Raw genomic sequence first — 17,547 nt, 5'->3', positions numbered from 1 at the left:
AGCATGCCCGCGCCCGCGCCGCGACGCCCCGGCCGCCTCCCGGCCGCTCGGCGTCAGGATCGGTCGCGGGCGCCGTCGCGGTCGCGGGCGGTGAGGGTGTCGACCTGGGCCCGCAGGGCGCGCAGCTCGACGAGGACCTCCTCGAGGGTGCCGTCGGGCGCCGGGGCATCGGCCGCGGTCGGACCAGGGCCGTCGTGCGGGGCCGCGCCCTGCCCGGCGTCGTTCCCGCCGGCCACCAGCGCCGCCGCCGCGCCGGTGCCGGTACCGCGGGCGGTCGTTGCGGCGTCGTCGTGCTCCGCGGGGCGGTCACCCAGGGACTGCATGGTGTCGACGATGACGGCGATGAACAGGTTGAGCATGGTGAACGCCGAGACGAGGATGAAGACGACGAAGAAGATCCATGCCCAGGGATGGGTCTCCATGATCGGCCGGACGACCGCCCCGGTCCAGCTGTCCAGCGTCATGATCTGGAACAGGGTGAGCAGCGAGTCGCCGAGCTCGCCGAAGTACTCCGGGTAGGCCGGCCCGAACAGCGAGGTCGCCATCACCGCGGAGACGTAGAAGATGATGGCCAGCAGCATGGCGATCGAACCGATGCCGGGCAGCGAGTGCATGAGCGCCTCGACGATGAACCGCAGGCGTGGGAGCGCCGAGACCAGGCGCAGCACGCGCAGCACCCGCAGCGAGCGCAGCACGGACAGCGGGCCCGAGCCGGGCACGAGCGCGATGCCCACCACGAGCAGGTCGAACACGTTCCAGCCGTCGCGGAAGAAGCGGGGGCCGAAGGCGAGAAGCTTGAGCGCGATCTCGACGACGAAGACCGTCAGGCACACCGTGTCGACGGCCCGCACGATCCCACCCGCGCGATCCATGATCGTCGCGGAGGTCTCGATGCCGAGGGTGACGGCGTTGAGCACGATGAGGGCGATGACCACGCGCTGCACCGGCGCCGACGTCACCCAGGCGCCGAGGCGCTCCCGCCACCCGGGCTCCGGTCCGCGCAGGTCCGTGCCGGTCGCGGGCGCGGTCGGGTCGCCGGACTGGTGGGGGCTGGGGTGCATGAGGGGGCTCCGGGCGCTGGGACGGGACGGCCCGAGGGCCACGCGCATCGTGCCAGGGGTCGACCGGCGTCCGGCACGGCTCCGGCGGGGAGCACAGCCCGTGTGCACGGGATCTGCGTCACGTCTGGTCATGCAAAGGAATGGATCCCGAGGGGACGCCGTTGCACGGTCGGACGGCCACCGCCGCGACCTGCGAGGTTCCGGTCGTCCCGCGAACCACCACGACAGGAGAGACACGCATGAAGATCGGCATCATCATCGGTTCCATCCGCGAGGGCCGCTCGGCCCAGACCGTGGCCGACTGGGTGAACGGCATCGCCCAGCGACGCGAGGACGCCGACTACGAGCTGGTCGACCTCAAGGACTTCAACCTGCCGCTCCTGACCGACCCGGTCGTCCCGGGTGCGGCGAACCGCGAGTACGGCACCGCCGAGGCACGCGCCTGGGGTGCGGCCATCGACGGGTACGACGGCTTCATCTTCATCACCCCCGAGTACAACCACGGCGTGCCCGGCGCCTTCAAGAACGCCTTCGACACCATCGCGCCCGAGTGGGCCCACAAGGCTGTCGGCATCGTCTCCTACGGCGCCGACGGCGGCGTGCGCGCCGTCGAGCAGTGGCGTCAGATCGTGGCCAACGCCCAGATGGTCGCCGTGCGCGGCCAGGTCTCGCTCAGCCTGTTCACCGAGTTCGGCGAGAACGGCGTGCAGCCGGCCGAGCGTCGCGCCGGTGAGCTGGGCGCGCTGCTGGAGTCGGTCGAGCAGATGAGTGGTGCGCTGGCCCCGCTGCGCGGCGCGGCCGTCGCCGTCTGACGCACAGAGCCCCCGCACACCACCACGCCGGGTCGACCCGGCAGCCCGCGGCGCCGTCGATCCCCCGGTCGGCGGCGCCGCGGCGTGTGCGGCGGCGCGAGCGGGACAGCACCGATCGGGACGCAGAGTCGTCGACCACTATCGTATTACGTAATACGATACATGAATGAGTAGGCGGATGATCCAGGGTCGCGAGGTCTCGGACGCTCAGGTGCAGGCGTGGGCCGACGAGGCCGAGGCCGGCTACGACACGGACGAGCTCCAGAGGCGATGGGGGCGACCACCACGAGCGGAACGCGCATCGCAGGTCGTGCCGACACGGTTCTCCGACGCCGAGCTGGTCGAGCTGATGGCGAGGGCCGAACGCGAGGGACTCGATCGCTCGGCAGCCATCCGTGCCGCCGTCCGGGAGTGGGCGCAGGCATGATCGTCGCGCCGTCGGCGCGCAAGCACGGAATCAGCGACGACGATGCGATCGCGGCCGCCACGAGCGCCCTTGTGGCTGGCCCCCTGGACGACGAGCACGGCCGAACGCTAGAGCCGGTGGGCGTCCATGTACCGGTAGTAGTCGGCCAGCTCCAGACGCGAAGCAGCGGCCTCGTCGACGACGACGGTCACCTCCGCGTGCATCTGCAGCACCGAGCCCGGCCACCGCGCGCTCACCGGACCCTCGACCACCGCGGCGACGGCGTCGGCCTTCTGGGCGCCGGTGGCCACCAGCACGAGGTGCCGGGCGTCGAGGATCGTGCCGAGCCCCTGGGTGATGGCGTGCACCGGCACCTGCTCCGGGGCTTCGAAGAACCGGGCGTTGTCCTGGCGGGTCCGGTCGGCGAGGATCTCCACCCGCGTGCGCGAGGTCAGCGAGGTCGCCGGCTCGTTGAACCCGATGTGCCCGTTGGCACCCACGCCGAGGATCTGGACGTCCACGCCGCCGGCCGCGATGATCGCCTGCTCGTAGCGGGCGCAAGCGGCCTCGAGGTCGTCGGCGGACCCGTCGGGGAGGTGCACCCGCTCGGGGTCCATCGCCAGCGGCACGGTCACGGTCCGGTGCACGACGGTGCGGTAGGACTCCGGGTGGTCGGCCGGCATGCCGACGTACTCGTCGAGCGCGAAGGCGACGGCGCGCGAGAGGTCGAGCTCCCCGGCCCGCACGCGGGCGGCGAGGGCCTCGTAGAGGCCGAGCGGGCTCGACCCGGTCGCCACACCGAGGACCGGCTCCGGTCCGGCCGCCCCCAGGATCGACGCGACGACCCCGGCGGCGCGCTCACCGACCGCCTCGGGGGTGGGGAGGATGACGACATCCATGTCCGTGACCTCTTCTCTGCCGGTCCAGGGACGCTCCCTGGACAGCCCGGCGCTCCGCCGGGTCGGTGGCGCGGGGGCACCCGGCCGCCGTCCAGTGTGCCCGAGCGGGCACCTCTGACCGGACAGGAGTGCCCCGACACCACGCCGCACGGGGACGCCGCAGCGGGCCATGATCCGGGCATGACCTCCCCCACGTTCGCCCGAGGCGCCACCGCCACGGCCCCCGGTCACGCGAGCGACGACACCGCGCGACCCTGGTACCGCCACGTCCCCGCACCGACCTGGCTGACCTTGACCCTCGTGGTCCTCGGCCACACCCTCGACCTGCGCATCGAGCAGATGAACGTCGTCAACGGTGCCGTGGTGGAGTTCTTCCGCCTCGACCTCGCCCACCTGGTCGCCGGCGCGGGCCTGCTCCTCGCCCTGGCGTGGATCCTTCTGCGCCGTCGCGGCCCCGACCCCGAGCGGCGCGCCCCGCTGTGGGCCCTCGTCGTGGGTGCGGTCGGCGCCGCGCTCGGGGTCCACCTGCTGCTCACCGCGCACACCGGCCTGGCGGACATCACCTCGGTGCTCGCCGGCCGCTGAGCGGCTCTCCGAGGCCGCTGCGCAGCCCCCTGACGAGGTAGGACAGCCTGTCCTGCGTGCCCGACGCGACATCTCGCCCGGGGCGGAAAATCGGGCCTGACGGTGGCCGACGGCCGCGGGTCGAACTAGCGTTGGACCCATCGAACCCGCACCGCGTGGCGCACCGCGCGCCCCCCCTGCGGGACCAGTTCGAGGAGCGGCCCGCCGGCCGCGGAAGGGTTGATCATGGCTGACTCCACCAACGCATACACCGTCCCCGGCCTCACGCTGACCGAGGGCCGTTCCGTCGCCGACGAGCTGCAGCACCGCCTGCACGCCCTCAACGACCTCCAGCTCACGCTCAAGCACGCGCACTGGAACGTGACGGGCCCGAACTTCATCGCGGTGCACGAGATGCTCGACCCGCAGATCGAGCTCGTGCGCGGCTACGCCGACGAGCTCGCCGAGCGCATCGCCACCCTCGGCGCCGAGCCCATCGGCACGCCCGGCGCGCTGGTCAAGGACCGCACGTGGGAGGACTACGCCGTCGGCAAGGCGGGCACCCAGGAGCATCTCGCCGCCCTCGACGTCGTCTACACCGGCGTCATCGAGGACCACCGCAAGGCGATAGCCAACGCCGGCGAGGTCGACCCGGTCACCGAGGACATCTACATCGGCCAGACCGCCGAGCTGGAGAAGTTCCAGTGGTTCATCCGCGCCCACCTCGAGAACGTGGGCGGCGCCGCCGGGGCCTGATCCCTCTCGCGCACGACGACGCCGACGGCCCGGGCAGCTGCTGCTGCCCGGGCCGACGGCCGTCTCGGCGCGGGCCGGTGCGGCCCTGCATGCGGGCCGGCGCAGGCCGTCGGCCGTCTCGGCGCGGGCCGAGGCCTACCTGCCGGTCTGCTCGTAGGTGTCGATGCCGCCGTCGTGCCCGGTCATGAAGGCGTCGACCTCCGCCTTGTCGGCCCGCAGCCCCGGGTCGTTGCGCAGGTAGTGCCGCGTCTCGCGGGCCACCAGGCCGGACAGGACGATGAGCCCGATGAGGTTGGGCAGGGCCATGAGGCCGTCGGCGACGTCGGAGAAGTTCCACACGGCCTCGATCGACACGGTGCACCCGACGTAGACCACCAGCGAGAAGAGCACCCGGTAGGGCATGACCAGTCGGCGCCCGAAGAGCCGCTCCATGCACCGCTCGCCGTAGTAGGCCCAGCCCAGCACGGTGGAGAAGGCGAACATCGCGAGCGCGATGGTGACGATGTAGTGGCCCCACTCGCCGGGCAGGCCGTGGGTGAAGGCCGCGCCGGTCATCGTCGAGGCGGCGCCCTCGCCGGCCTCCCATACCCCGGTGGTGACGATGACCAGGCCGGTGCAGCTGACGACGATCATCGTGTCGATGAAGGTCTGGGTCATCGAGACCAGGCCCTGACGGACGGGGTGGGTCGTCCTGGCGGCCGCGGCCGCGATGGCCGCCGAGCCCATGCCGGACTCGTTGGAGAAGATGCCGCGGGCCACGCCGAACTGGACGGCGAGCATGATCGTCGAGCCGACGAACCCGCCGGTCGCCGCGGTCCCGGTGAAGGCGTCCGTGAACACCAGGCCGAGCGCGGCGGGCAGGTCGCCGATGTTGACGGCGAGGATGAACAGGGCCCCGAGGACGTAGAAGACGATCATCACCGGCACGAAGCCCGCGGTCACGCGGCCGATCGACCGGATCCCGCCGACGAGGACGACCAGGGCGACGATCGTCAGGACGGCGCCGGTGATCCAGGTGTCGACGCCGAAGGAGCCCTCGATGTTGCCGGCGATCGAGTTGCCCTGGGTCATGTTGCCGATGCCGAAGGACGCGATGACGGCGGCGATGGCGAAGAACAGGGCAAGGAACTTGCCCGCAGGCCCCCGGATGCCGCGCTGCAGGTAGTACTGAGGACCGCCGGACTTCTCACCGGCGGCGTCGGTGGTGCGGAACCGCACCCCCAGGAACGCCTCGGTGTACTTCGAGGCCATGCCGAACAGGCCGGTGACCCACATCCAGAACAGCGCGCCGGGCCCGCCGATGGCGATGGCCGTCGCGACGCCGACGATGTTGCCGGTGCCGACCGTGGCGGCGAGCGCCGTGGTCAGCGCCTGAAACTGCGAGATGTCCCCCTCGTCGGCGCCCGCGTCCCTGCGGTCCTTGAGCCCGAGCCGCAGCGCGGGGCCGAGACTGCGGAACTGGATGCCGCGCAGCCGGAACGTGAGGATGACGCCGGTGATGCCCAGGAGCGGGATGAGCATCCACGGCCCCCACACCACCGCGCTGACCTCGCCGAGAAACACCGCGACCTCGTCCATGCCGTCCCCCCTTGCCGTGCTGCGTCAGCCGCGCCCTGCGGCGGGCAGGGGAGCAGACTGCCATGCCGGACGTGTCGTTCGTGTGACGTGGGACGCACCGTGGCGTCGTCAGGGGTGGGTCCGAGGCGGGAGCCCCGGGGCCGTTGGTTCCGGCGTCGGGGGTCGGGACGCTGGTCAGACCTCGCCCGGGGATTCCCTGTCCGCGACGACGGTGGCGACGACGGTACCGCCGGCGATACCCACGGTCCCCGCCATGGGCGCCGGTCCGAGCACCGACCCGGACGTGAGGACGATCGCCACCCGCGCCGCGTCGAGACTCGCACCCGCGGCCGAGAGGATCCCCAGGTCCTCCTGGATGAACGCGCGCTCCTTCCCGAGGATCCGCGCTACCTCGAACCCCAGGACGATCTCGTCCGAGCGGTCGCCGGTGACGACCACGTCGACCTCGGGAAGCTGCGCGACCACCTTCTCGGCGAGCTCCATGAGTGCCGCGACCTGGGCGATCCGGCCGGCCTGAGCTCCACCGTGCCCGTCGGCCTGCCCGTGGCCCGTGGCGTCGGGCGTGTCATCTCGCATGGACGTGTTCATCGAGCTCCTCCTCGTTCGACTCCTGCGTCATGTTCTCCTGCACCGCCCACCCAGGGCCAGCAACCGCGATCTCCATAGGTCACGTGCGGAGGCCGGGCGACCGTTCGCCGCCGGGCGTGACGTCATGGCCGTGGACGAACTCACCGTCGATCATCGTCGCGACCACGCCGTGCTCGAAGCGACGACCGACGAAGGGCGTGTTGGTCGACAGCGAGAGCTGCCGGTCAGGGTCGACGGTCCACGGAGCGGCACCCACCAGGGCGAACGTGGCGGGAGACCCCGGTTCGACGGGGTCGGACGGGGCCGGGACCAGCCCGCCGATGCGGGCCGGTCGACGCGACATGAGGTCGGCGACGAGCTGCCAGTCGAGCGCACCCATCTCCGTCAGCACGTGGACCACGACTGCCAGCGCGGTCTCCAGGCCCGTCATGCCGAAGGCGGCGTCGCACCAGTTCCCCACCTTCCTGCTCGAGGGATGGGGTGCGTGGTCCGTGGCGACCGCATCGATCGTCCCGTCCAGGAGTCCTTCGCGCAGCGCCATGACGGCCGACTCGCTCCGTAGTGGCGGGTTGACCTTGAACCGTGGGTCTCCGCTCGCTGCCACCTCGTCGGCGAGCAGCAGGTGGTGAGGAGTGACCTCTGCGGTCACACGGACCCCACGCGACCTGGCCCATCGGACGACGTCCAGCGTGGTCGGGTCCGAGACGTGACAGACGTGCAGGTGCGCGCCGGCCTCCTGCGCCAGCAGGACGTCGCGGGCGACGATGACCTGCTCCGCCACCGGCGGCCACGGCGGCGCCCCGACCGCCTCGGCCGCCCGTCCGGCGTTGATCTGCCCATCGTCGGCGATCTCGCCGCACTGTGCGTGCTGAGCGATGACGACGTCGTGCCGACCCGCGATCTCGAGAGCCTCACGCATGAGCCCTGCGTCGTCCACGCACCTGCCGTCGTCGGAGAAGATCCGCACGCCGGCGTCGGCGAGCTCGGCGATCGGGCTGAGTCGGTTACCGGCCAGGTCCTCCGTCACGGAGCAGACCTGGTGGACGGCTGTCGCACCGCCGCGGTCGTTGGCGCGGCGAGCCTGCTCCAGCCTGACGGGTCGATCGATGACGGGATCGGTGTTCGCCATCGCGAACACGTCGGAGTACCCACCTGCCGCCGCGGCCCGCGTCCCGGTGGCCACCGTCTCGGCGTCCTCCCCGCCGGGCTCCCGCAGGTGGGTGTGCAGATCGACGAAGGCCGGCAGCAGGATCGCTCCGCGCAGGTCGGGGCTGCTCTCCGCCGCGTCGTGGGGAGCAAGCTCCGCAGGACGCACCTCGACGACCACGCCGTCCGCGATGCTCACGTCGACCGCGTCCCCGTCGAGGGGGCGTACCCCCCGCAGGACCTCGAGACTCATGCGTCCTCCCCGTCCACGGCCGCACCGTCCGATGCGCCTCGGTCCTTGTCCACACTGTCGACGGCGACCTCGAACACCGGTCCGTCGACGCAGACCAGCGGGCTCTCGGCGCCCTCGCTCCTGGCTCCCGACGAGCAGCCGTGGCAGTAGCCCAGGCCGCAGGCCATGTGCGCCTCGATCGACACCTGGACCCGCGCCCCCCACCGCTGACCGAGTTGGACCGCCATCCGCGCGAGCCGTCTCGAGCCGCACGTGAGGATCGCGTCGGGGGGCTCGGCGGACAACTCGTCGACGAGGCGACGCTCGAGCACCGCCACGTCGGACGTCCCCGCCTCGTCCGTGACGCCGTACAGGCGCGCACCGTGCGCAGCGTAGAGGTCGGCCCCGATCACACCGCTCCGGTCACGCCCTGAGCTCACTGCCGAGATCTCGACGCCCTCGGCGTACGCGGCCTGCGCCACGGTCGTCAACGAGCACGATCCGATCCCCCGGCCGAGCAGCAGGACGTGCCGACTGCCGTCGAGGTCGAACCCCCGCCCGAGCGGTCCGACCGTGACGATCTCGTCGCCGGCGGCGAACCGTGTCAGCCGCCTCGTGCCGTCGCCGACGATCGAGTACAGGATCTCGACCTCGCCACGGTCCGGCTCGACGGCGTAGATCGCCATGGGCCGGGGCAGCGCTGGGACCGACTCGCCCGCGCGGGCGACCGTCAGCATGACGAACTGGCCCGGGAGTGCCGTTCTTGCGATCTCCGGCGCGTCGAGGGTCAAGGCGTAGTACCGCTCGGAGAGCCTGAGCTGCCGCAGGATCGTGACAGGTCTCGCGGTGATGACCGGACGGGTCCGCGGCGGCAGCGTCCGCAACGGCAGGTCCTCGGCCGGATGCGTCAGCACCGCGGCAACGGCTCGTTGGTCGATCGTCATCGGTCGTCCTCCCTCATCGCGTCGAGTGCTCTCAACGTCGAGACGAGGAGATCGACACCCCGCGCGATGTCCTCGGACGCTGACAGCTCCTCGGGTGCATGGCTGATCCCGTGGTTGAGGCTGGGGACGAAGATCATTCCTGTCGGGCAGACGGAGCTCACGACCTGCGCGTCATGGCTGGCCCCGCTCGGCATGACCCGGTAACGCAGGCCGAGTTCCCGGGCCGCGGCGGCCGCGACCTGCCGCACCCGGAGCGGCAGCACCGCGGGCGAGACGTCTCCGACCGGCTCCACGTGCAGATCGGCCCCGCGCTCGCGGGCGATCTCCTGCGCCGCAGCCACGAGCTCGTCGGCCGCGCGCCGCTGCCGTTCGTCGTCGACGTCACGTACGTCGACCGCCAGCCGCACGCGACCGGGGATGGTGGTGATGGAGTCGGGCTCGACCTCGAGCCGACCGACCGTCATCCGGGTACCGCGATGCCACGCGTCGGACGCGATCGACTCGGCGGCGAGCACGATCTGTGCGGCCGCTGCGAGCGCATCGACCCGCAGGTGCATCGGTGTACCGCCCGTGTGCGCCGCCCGACCGACGATCTCCATGGTCAGTCGTGTGCTCCCCGAGATCGTATCGACGAGACCGATCGGGACGCCGACGGAGTCGAGCACGCTGCCCTGCTCGACGTGGAGCTCGACGAACGCCGCCCAGTCGTCCGAGTGCCACGACGCGCTCTCGACCGCGTCCGGGTCGAGACCGACCAACGCCATCGCGTCGGCCAGGGTCGTGCCGTCCGCGTCCACGAGCTCGTCGAGGCGATGACGGGGAAGCTGGCCGGTCGCCATGCGGCTCCCCGAGCACGCCTGTCCGAACCGGGCCCCCTCCTCCCCGGCGAAGACCACCAGGCGCAGCGGATGGTGCAGCGGTTCGCCACCGGAGATCTCCTCGGCGGCCAACATCGCCCCGACGACGCCGACGATCCCGTCGAACGACCCCGCGTTCGGCACGGAGTCGAGGTGCGACCCGGTGCCCAGGGCGGCCAGCCCCGGCTCCGTACCGGCGAGCTCGGCGATGGTGTTTCCTGCGGCGTCCGTGCGCACCGTCAGACCGAGGTTGCGGACATGGTCGGCGAACAGCTCGTGCGCCGTGCGCTCGAGCGTGGAGTAGGCAAGCCTGGTCACCCCGGGACCGGAGTCCGGCTCGCTGAGAGCGGCGAACGAGGAGATGAGGCGATCCACCTCGTCAGGTCGGACGCTCACGCGGGCACCTCCTTCTCCATCTCGTCGGCGAGGACGACGACCGGCGGCGTCCCGGACGGGGGTCGGTCGTCGGTACCTGCCTCGTCCCCTCCGACGTCCTCCGTACCGTCCGACGAGGTGAGCACGGCGAGCTGCGCACCGACGAGCATCTGACGCGCCTCCACGGCCCGTACGAGCCTCGGCAGGTCCGCCGCGTCGAACGCGAGGAGCGTGACCCGCTCCGAGGGATGCACCTCCCCGAAGGTGTCACCGTCCGGGAGCACGACCGCGAAGGGAAGGCCGGCTGCGAGTCCGACGGCCGCCGCAAGCGGCAGCCCGTCCAGGTCCGGCACGAGCAGTCGATCGGTGACGGGAGGGATGTGCTCGGCCAGGCGCCGTGCCAGCCGGCGCAGGACCGAGGGTCGCGTAAGCGCGTCGGACGGCGCCGGCAGCCCGTCCCTCTCTGCCGCCAGTGCCCGCAGGTCGTCGAGCAGCTGCGTGCGGGCCTCGGCCTCGTCCCGGGCCTGCGCGAAGGCGTTCGTCATCGCGTCCTCACCCATGACCTACTCCAGCTCCGCACCACGACGGTCGGGGACGAACACCATCGTCACGAAAGCGATGACGTAGATGACGGACAGGGAGCCGATGGCGAAGGGGAATCCCTGCGTCGCAGCGATCGCCGGGATCGCGACCGGTCCGAACCCGCCGATGCCCCTGCCGATGTTGAACAGGACGTTCTGGGCGGTCGCCCGGGACTCCGTGGGGTAGAGCTCGGCCATCAGGGCGCCGTAGCCGCCGATCATCCCGTTGACGAAGATGCCAAGCACGAACCCGCCCGGGAGCAAGAGCCCGGGGGTGTCGATCATGCTGTAGAGGAGGACCGAGACCGCGGCGCCGAGCTGGAAGATCCAGAACGCCGGGCGTCGGCCGAGACGGTCGGCGACCTGGCCGAACACGATGATCCCGAGCATCATCCCGACGATGGTGACCGCGGTCCAGAGCGAGGACCCCACCAGGTCGAGGCCGAACTCTTCGTTGAGGTAGCTCGGGAGCCAGATCATGATCCCGAAGTAGCCGAAGTTCTGGACCGAGGTGATGATGATCATGGCGATCGAGATCCAGGTCGTCCGCCCGTCCGCGACCAGTCCGCGGAGCGAGCGCCAGCTCTGCTCGCGGGCCGAGCCGGTCTGGGTCTTCCGCTGCTCGACGAACGTCGGCGACTCCTCGGTGTGCCGACGGATCACGACCGCGACGAGCGCGGGGACGGCCCCGATGAGGAACAGGGCTCGCCAGTCCCAGATGCTGAGGACCGGTGCCGAGACCAGGGCCGCGGCGAGGACTCCCAGCTGGAAACCGATCCCGACCCAGGAGGTGGCGCGGGCGCGGTACCGGGCACGGACTGCCTCGGCGGCGAGGGTCATGCCGATACCGAACTCACCGCCGATCCCGACGCCGGCGATGAACCGGTAGATCGCCAGGTCCCAGTAGCCCTGCGCAAGGGCGGTCAGACCGGTGAACACCGCGAAGAGCACGATCGAGTAGGTGAGCATCCTGACCCGGCCGTACCGGTCGGCAAGGGTGCCGAAGACGAAACCACCGAGCATCGCACCGAAGAGGGTGATGGTCGCGAGGGATCCGGCCCTCCCGTCCGTCAGTGCGAACGACGCGGTGATCCCGCTCAGCGCGAAGCTGAGGATGAGGAGGTCGAAGCCGTCGAGCCCGTAACCGACCGCCGAGGCGAGGACGGCCTTGCGCGCGTACCGGCGTTCCTCCGGTGTCTGTTCGTCGTCGACCGTGGAGGCCCGCCGGGGCTCCGGACGATGGGGCGGTCCGGATCGCATGGTGTCGTCGGTGTTCATCACTTCTCTCCTTGGTGATCCGTGGTGTGCACGGCTGTGTGCGGATCGTGGTGCCGATCAAGGGTTCCGATGAGGTCAGCGACGCGGGCAACCCCGAGGTCCCGGCAGAGCGCCGGCAGGTCGGCGACGACACGTGCCATCGTGTCCGGGCGGGTGAAGGTCGCACTGCCGATCTGGACGGCGGTCGCGCCGGCGACGAGGTACTCGACGACGTCCGTCGCGGTACAGATGCCGCCGCAACCGACGACGGGGATGTCGATTGCGACCGCCGCGTCGCGGACCAGCTTCAACGCGATCGGCTTCACCCCGGGTCCCGTGTAGCCACCGGCCCCGGCGCCGAGGACCGACTCCCGTCGTGCCACGTCCACCGCGAGGCCGGGGAAGCTGTTGGCGATGACCACCCCCGCGGCGCCGGCGTCCTCGGACGCCCGGGCGATCTCACGGATGTCGGTCACGGTGGGCACCAGCTTGACGAGGAGCGGGATGTCCGTCCGGCGTGCGATCTCCTCGAGCAGGTCTCGGGTACGGGTAGGCGAGGTGCCGAGGGGGAGTCCGTCGTGCTCGAGGTTCGGGCAGGAGACGTTGACCTCGAGGAGGTCGATGGCCTCGTTGGACAACTCCTCCGCGATGCGGTAGTACTCGTCCGCCACGAGCCCGCCGATCGAGATGACGACCCGTGTGCCCGACTCCTGGTAGCGCCGCAGCGTGCCACTCCTGAACGCCTCTGAACCCGGGCTGGGGATCCCGACGCTGTTGAGCACCCCGTGACTCGTCTCGGTCAGTCGGTGCGCAGGGTTGCCGGCCCGCGTGTCCGCGAACACGGTCTTGCTCACCACCGCCCCGAGGACCGACAGGTCCAACACCGACCCGATCTCGGGCCCGAAGCAGCCCGATGCGGGCATCACCGGGTTGTCGAGGACGACTCCACCAAGAGTCGTCGAGAGATCCACAGCTGTCTCGACGTCATCGACCGCGCGAGGCTGGACCAGTTCACTCGCCATGCAAAAGACCCCCTTCGGTCTCACGGAAGTGCTGGGAGATTGTCACGTGGCCTGGCACGCGTCAACCCGGATCACGTACTTGATCCGGGGGAACTTCGCGCGTCATCCGTGCGGCGGAACTCATCCGCTGATCTGCTCCGTCACACGGCAGCGGAGCGCATGGTCCCAGCGCTGACGCTGCTCGCGTGCCGCACCGACGAGGAGGACGCCCGTCGATCCACGGACGACCACGACGTCGCACCCCCGCGCACCACAGGTACGGCCTCCACCACCGGGCGGCGGCCCGCCCGGGGACGCGACCGGCGCGGAGATACGGCCCGCCCGGGGCCGCAGTGGCCGCCCGGGGGCCGGAAGGCCCACCCGTCCCGCGTGGCGCCGGCTACGCCGACGGGACCGCGTCGCCGGGGCTCGATCGTGGTGCATCGCGCACGCCGGCGACATCCGCGTCCGACGCGACCTGTGGCACGGCCGCCCATCCCAGGTCGGCCGACATCTGGCGTGCCGCCGCGACGATCGTCCGGGTCGCGAGATCGCGTCGACGAGCCGTTCCCAGCCGCTGGGTCGGTGCCGCCAGCGTGACGGACGCGACGATGTCGTTCGTCGAGGATCGGATGGGGGCGGCCACCGCCCACACCCCGTCGTCGAGCTCGTGGCTGCAGGTGTCGAAACCCTGCTGCCGCACGTGCCTCAGATGGGAGAGGACCTGCTCAGGGGACGTCAGGGTGTCCGCCGTGAAGGCGGTGAGCGGGCCCTCGCCGAGCAGGTCCTGGACGGTCCGTGTGTCCTGCCAGGCCAGCACGACGCGTGCGGCCGCGGACGCGTGGAAGGGCATGGCCTGCCCCACACGGACGAACAGCCTCAGCTGGTGCCGGGACTCGCTGAGGGCGACGCACACCACCTGGCGCCCCACCAGGCTGCTGAGGAACACCGTCTCACCGGTCTCGTTCGCCGCCTGGGCGACGGCGGAGTGCGTGGTGACCAGCGGGGACTGCCGGGCATGATCGAGCGAGCCGAGCTCACGGGCGCTCGGACCGATGAAGTACCGACGGTTGGTGATCGAACGAGTGACGAAGCCTTCGTCCTCGAGGACGTTGATCGTGCGGTGCACCGACGCGAGCGGGATGTCGAGCTCCTGGGACAGGTCCGAGAGCGAGACGCCGCCGGGCTGCGCGGCCACGCTCCGCAGCATCGCGAGTGCGCGGACGATGGGCTGCACCGGCTCTCCTCATCCTCGACGACGCCCGCCATACTACGGCGCGCCGCAGGTCAGTACGTCTCGGCGCGGACGGACCCGAAGCTGGTCTCCAGGGTGACGGGGACGGGCTCGCCGTCACCGGTGACGGTGAGGTCGTCGATGGCGTCCCCGAGGTCGGCGCCGTGCGAGACGCGGTAGGGGCCGGGCGGGAGCGCGACGATGACGTCACCGAAGGAGGAGACGGCGTGGACAGAGGTCGGCACCTCGGGCGAGCGCAGGTCGAGGTCGCCGAAGCTGAGGGAGATGTCGATCGCGCCGGTCACGGCGAGGTCCTCCGCGCGGACGTCGCCGTTGGACAGCGACAGGTCGACGTCCTCGGCCGAGCCGCTCGCCCGGACGCTGCCGAAGCTGGCGTCCACGGTGAGGTCGCCGAGCGCGACCTCCTCGGCGTGCACCTGGCCGAAGGAGGACTCGACATCGACGTCGGTGCCGTCAGGGACCGCGACGACGACGCTCGTCCCCGCGTTGTTCGCGCCCAGCCAGGAGAGGTCGATGCTGGGGCCGATGTGGCCCCACAGCCGGCGGGCGTCGGAGACCTCGATCGACAGGTTCTCCCCGTCGTCGACCTCGACCGTGGCGGTGGGGCTGCCGCCGCTCACGCTCCACTCGACGGCGTCGCCCTCGGCGCGGACGATCTCGACGTTGCCGCGCTCGACGTCGATCGACACGGACCGCGCGTCGGACGTGCCCTCCTCGTCGACCGGCTGGCCGTCCGGCCTGGCCTGGACGTAGCCGATCGCCGGCGCCGCGAAGGACGCCGCGAGCAGGAGGCCGCTGATGCTGACCAGGGCGGTGCGGCCGGGGTTGGGGCGGATGGCAGGGGTGGCGCCGTCGGTGGCCGACGGCCGGTTGTCGTGGGTACTCATCAGGACTCCAGGTAGCGCAGGACCGCCAGGACGCGGCGGTTCTCGTCGGGCGTGTTGGGGATGTCGAGCTTGAGGAGGATCGCCGAGACGTGCTTCTCCACGGAGCCGGGCGAGACCTTGAGGGCGGCGGCGATCGCGCCGTTTGACCGGCCCTCGGCCATGAGCGAGAGGACCTGCTTCTCGCGCGGGGTGAGGTCGGACAAGGGCTGGCTCCTTCGCGTGCGGACGAGGATCTGCGAGACGACCTCGGGGTCGAGGACGGTGCCGCCGGCGGCGACCCGTTCGACGTCCTCGAGGAAGTCGGCGACGTCGGCCACCCGGTCCTTGAGGAGGTAGCCGAGCCCGTGGGGGTGCTGCGCGACCAGGTCGGCCGCGTAGGCGTGCTCGACGTACTGGGAGAGCAGGAGGATCGCCACGTGCGGGTGGCGGCGGCGCAGCTCGAGCGCGGCGCGGACACCCTCGTCGGTGAAGCTCGGCGGCATCCGCACGTCGAGCAGGGCCAGGTCGGTGCCGGCGTCGACGGCGTCGAGCAGCCCGGTCGGGTCGGGCAGGGAGGCGACGACCTCGTGGCCGGCGGAGTGCAGCAGCCGCTCAAGGCCGGCGCGCAGGAGGACGGAGTCCTCGCAGATCACGATCCGCACGGCAGCTCACCCACGATCGTCGTCGGGCCCCCGGCGGGGCTGGTGACGGTGAGCGTGCCCCCGACGGCGGCCAGCCGGTCGCGCATGCCGCGCAGCCCGGTGTGGCTCACGCCGGCCTCGAGGGTGGCGCCGCCCCCGCCGTCGTCGGAGACGACCACGAGGATGCGGTCGCGCTCCTCGCCGGTCGGCCGGACGGTCACCCGGGCCGAGGAGGCGTGGGAGTGCTTGGCGACGTTGTTCAGCGCCTCGGCGACCACGAAGTAGACGGTCGCCTCGATCTCGGCCGGCAGCCGCTCGTCGAGCTCGAAGGCGAGGTCGACCGGGACGGTGGAGCGGGCGGCAACGGCGGACAGGGCGGCGTCGAGGCCGCGGTCCGTGAGGACGGCCGGGTGGATACCGCGGACGGTCTGCCGCAGGGAGGTGATGGCGTCCTTCGAGCCGGCGTGCGCCTCGTCGAGCAGCGCGGAGGCCTGCGCGGGGTCGGTGGCCATGGCGCGGCGGGCCAGGTCGAGGGTCATGGCGACGTTGACGAGCTGGGGCTGGACGCCGTCGTGCAGGTCGCGCTCGATGCGCTGGCGCTGGTCCTCGGCGGCGGAAACCGCGCCGTGGCGGGCGCCCTCGAGGTGCGTGATGCGCTCGTTGTACTCGGCGCGGGTGACCGCCCCGAGGAGCTCGGCGTCCATCGCCCGGGACATGACGGCGAACAGCAGGCAGGCGCCGACGGCGAGGACGAGGAGCGTGAGGGCGATGAGGACCATCACCCAGGTGTCGACGACCCACGGGCCGAACGCGATCCCGGTGTAGCCGCGGGCGAGGCCGGCGACCGTGATGCCGACCCGCTGGATGCACCAGACGACGAAGGTGAGCAGGAAGACGCCGATGAGGCCGCCGGCGGCGATCCGGCCGAACCCGCGCCACAGCTCGGGGTCCTTGAGCCGGTCCCACTGCCGGCCGGCGTAGCCGCCGAGGCCGGGGCGGCGGGTGTGCGGCGGCGGGCTGCGCCATCCGGTCGCGGTCTCGACGCCGTAGAGCGCGCGCGCCTTCCACCGGTGCACCACCACGCCCCAGCGCATGACGTAGAGGATGCCGAGGACGAGCAGCAGGCCGATGCCGATGAGCGTCATCCCGACGCCGGTGGCCAGCACCGACACGACGACGATGGCCAGGCCGAAGCCGAACGTGGCGGAGAAGAAGAGGTCGGCGAGGCCCGAGGCCGCGAGGTCGACGACGGCGCGCGGGTTCGAGCTGCGGCGTCGGGTGGTCGACGTCGTGGGGTCGGCGGGCAGCGGGGAGCGCGGGGCTGCGGCGGTGGGGGCCGCGGCGGTGGCGGGCAGCGGGGCGGTGTCGGCGGCGGGCAGCGGGGTGGTCGGGCTCCCGGTGGGGGCTGCGGCGGTGTCGCCGGCGCGACCGGATCGGTCGGGGCGGTCGTGCGCCGAGGCGGAGGCTGGCGTGTTCATGACACAGACGCTATTGCCGGGGGACACCGCCGGGGCACCGTGCTGGCAGCGACTCCTTCTGGGGGATATCCCCCACCTGCCCTCCGCCCTCGCCCCTTGCGCCGGCGCCTCTCCACCGGCCGCCCCTCCACCTCTCAATGGGCTGGCCCTCCTTTCAACCGACAGTGCCGGTTGAGAGGAGGCATGACCGGTTGAAAGGTGGGCGGAGCGCACGCAAGTCAACCGAAGGTCCACCCGACGGCGGACGCGC

At 71.8% G+C, this 17,547-nt stretch carries 18 protein-coding genes; 4 read left to right on the top strand and 14 right to left on the bottom strand.

The window, feature by feature from the left end:
• Positions 1–53 precede the first annotated feature (53 nt).
• On the bottom strand, positions 54–1,061 hold the full coding sequence (locus AC3D3D_RS10285; protein ID WP_463661980.1) for an ion transporter: 1,008 nt from the start codon (positions 1,059–1,061) through the stop codon (positions 54–56).
• Positions 1,062–1,300: 239 nt separating this feature from the next.
• Here AC3D3D_RS10285 and AC3D3D_RS10280 point away from each other — a divergent pair, with 239 nt between their 5' ends.
• A complete protein-coding gene (locus AC3D3D_RS10280; RefSeq protein WP_463661979.1) occupies positions 1,301–1,873 on the top strand; it encodes an NADPH-dependent FMN reductase in 573 nt (190 codons plus the stop codon).
• Positions 1,874–2,039: 166 nt separating this feature from the next.
• Positions 2,040–2,300, top strand: a complete 261-nt coding sequence (locus tag AC3D3D_RS10275; protein WP_463661978.1) for a CopG family transcriptional regulator — start codon at positions 2,040–2,042, stop codon at positions 2,298–2,300.
• Positions 2,301–2,407: 107 nt separating this feature from the next.
• Here AC3D3D_RS10275 and nagB read toward each other — a convergent pair whose 3' ends face one another.
• Positions 2,408–3,178, bottom strand: coding sequence for a glucosamine-6-phosphate deaminase (nagB, locus tag AC3D3D_RS10270; RefSeq protein ID WP_463661977.1), 771 nt, complete (start codon positions 3,176–3,178; stop codon positions 2,408–2,410).
• A gap of 180 nt (positions 3,179–3,358) precedes the next feature.
• On the opposite strand from nagB, the gene AC3D3D_RS10265 reads away from it, so the two are divergent.
• Together AC3D3D_RS10265 and AC3D3D_RS10260 are read left to right on the top strand one after the other, a co-directional pair.
• Positions 3,359–3,763, top strand: coding sequence for a hypothetical protein (locus AC3D3D_RS10265; protein ID WP_463661976.1), 405 nt, complete (start codon positions 3,359–3,361; stop codon positions 3,761–3,763).
• Positions 3,764–3,988: 225 nt separating this feature from the next.
• Positions 3,989–4,498: a Dps family protein gene (locus AC3D3D_RS10260; protein WP_463661975.1), complete on the top strand. Its 510-nt coding sequence runs from the start codon at positions 3,989–3,991 to the stop codon at positions 4,496–4,498.
• Between the two features lie 135 nt (positions 4,499–4,633).
• On the opposite strand, the gene AC3D3D_RS10255 is transcribed toward AC3D3D_RS10260, so the two are convergent.
• The 12 genes from AC3D3D_RS10255 to AC3D3D_RS10200 form a co-directional block, all read right to left on the bottom strand.
• Positions 4,634–6,076: an alanine/glycine:cation symporter family protein gene (locus AC3D3D_RS10255; RefSeq protein ID WP_463661974.1), complete on the bottom strand. Its 1,443-nt coding sequence runs from the start codon at positions 6,074–6,076 to the stop codon at positions 4,634–4,636.
• A gap of 174 nt (positions 6,077–6,250) precedes the next feature.
• Entirely contained in the window at positions 6,251–6,664 is a 414-nt protein-coding gene (locus AC3D3D_RS10250; protein ID WP_463661973.1) for a hypothetical protein, read from the bottom strand.
• Between the two features lie 79 nt (positions 6,665–6,743).
• On the bottom strand, positions 6,744–8,063 hold the full coding sequence (locus tag AC3D3D_RS10245; RefSeq protein WP_463661972.1) for a dihydroorotase: 1,320 nt from the start codon (positions 8,061–8,063) through the stop codon (positions 6,744–6,746).
• Positions 8,060–8,986, bottom strand: coding sequence for an iron-sulfur cluster-binding protein (locus AC3D3D_RS10240; RefSeq protein WP_463661971.1), 927 nt, complete (start codon positions 8,984–8,986; stop codon positions 8,060–8,062). Before AC3D3D_RS10240 ends, AC3D3D_RS10245 begins: the two co-directional genes overlap by 4 nt.
• A complete protein-coding gene (locus tag AC3D3D_RS10235; protein ID WP_463661970.1) occupies positions 8,983–10,239 on the bottom strand; it encodes a Zn-dependent hydrolase in 1,257 nt (418 codons plus the stop codon). The genes AC3D3D_RS10240 and AC3D3D_RS10235 overlap by 4 nt, the downstream gene beginning before the upstream one ends.
• Positions 10,236–10,778 (bottom strand): hypothetical protein, encoded by a 543-nt coding sequence (locus AC3D3D_RS10230; RefSeq protein WP_463661969.1) that lies wholly within the window; start codon positions 10,776–10,778, stop codon positions 10,236–10,238. The genes AC3D3D_RS10235 and AC3D3D_RS10230 overlap by 4 nt, the downstream gene beginning before the upstream one ends.
• Positions 10,779–10,781: 3 nt before the next feature.
• Positions 10,782–12,077 carry an MFS transporter gene (locus tag AC3D3D_RS10225; RefSeq protein ID WP_463661968.1) on the bottom strand — a complete coding sequence of 432 codons (1,296 nt, stop codon included), beginning with the start codon at positions 12,075–12,077 and terminating at the stop codon, positions 10,782–10,784.
• Positions 12,077–13,027: a dihydroorotate dehydrogenase gene (locus AC3D3D_RS10220; protein ID WP_488511945.1), complete on the bottom strand. Its 951-nt coding sequence runs from the start codon at positions 13,025–13,027 to the stop codon at positions 12,077–12,079. Before AC3D3D_RS10220 ends, AC3D3D_RS10225 begins: the two co-directional genes overlap by 1 nt.
• A gap of 430 nt (positions 13,028–13,457) precedes the next feature.
• The gene (locus AC3D3D_RS10215; protein ID WP_463661966.1) at positions 13,458–14,294 is read right to left on the bottom strand and encodes an IclR family transcriptional regulator; all 837 of its coding nucleotides are present in this window, start codon (positions 14,292–14,294) and stop codon (positions 13,458–13,460) included.
• 50 nt (positions 14,295–14,344) lie between these two features.
• Positions 14,345–15,199: a DUF4097 family beta strand repeat-containing protein gene (locus tag AC3D3D_RS10210; RefSeq protein WP_463661965.1), complete on the bottom strand. Its 855-nt coding sequence runs from the start codon at positions 15,197–15,199 to the stop codon at positions 14,345–14,347.
• The gene (locus tag AC3D3D_RS10205) at positions 15,199–15,840 is read right to left on the bottom strand and encodes a response regulator transcription factor (protein ID WP_463661964.1); all 642 of its coding nucleotides are present in this window, start codon (positions 15,838–15,840) and stop codon (positions 15,199–15,201) included. Before AC3D3D_RS10205 ends, AC3D3D_RS10210 begins: the two co-directional genes overlap by 1 nt.
• Entirely contained in the window at positions 15,828–17,297 is a 1,470-nt protein-coding gene (locus tag AC3D3D_RS10200) for a sensor histidine kinase (protein ID WP_463661963.1), read from the bottom strand. Before AC3D3D_RS10200 ends, AC3D3D_RS10205 begins: the two co-directional genes overlap by 13 nt.
• Positions 17,298–17,547 lie beyond the last annotated feature (250 nt).

It is taken from the genome of Georgenia sp. X1117 (assembly GCF_057784635.1).
This window is presented reverse-complemented; position numbering and strand designations above follow the sequence as displayed.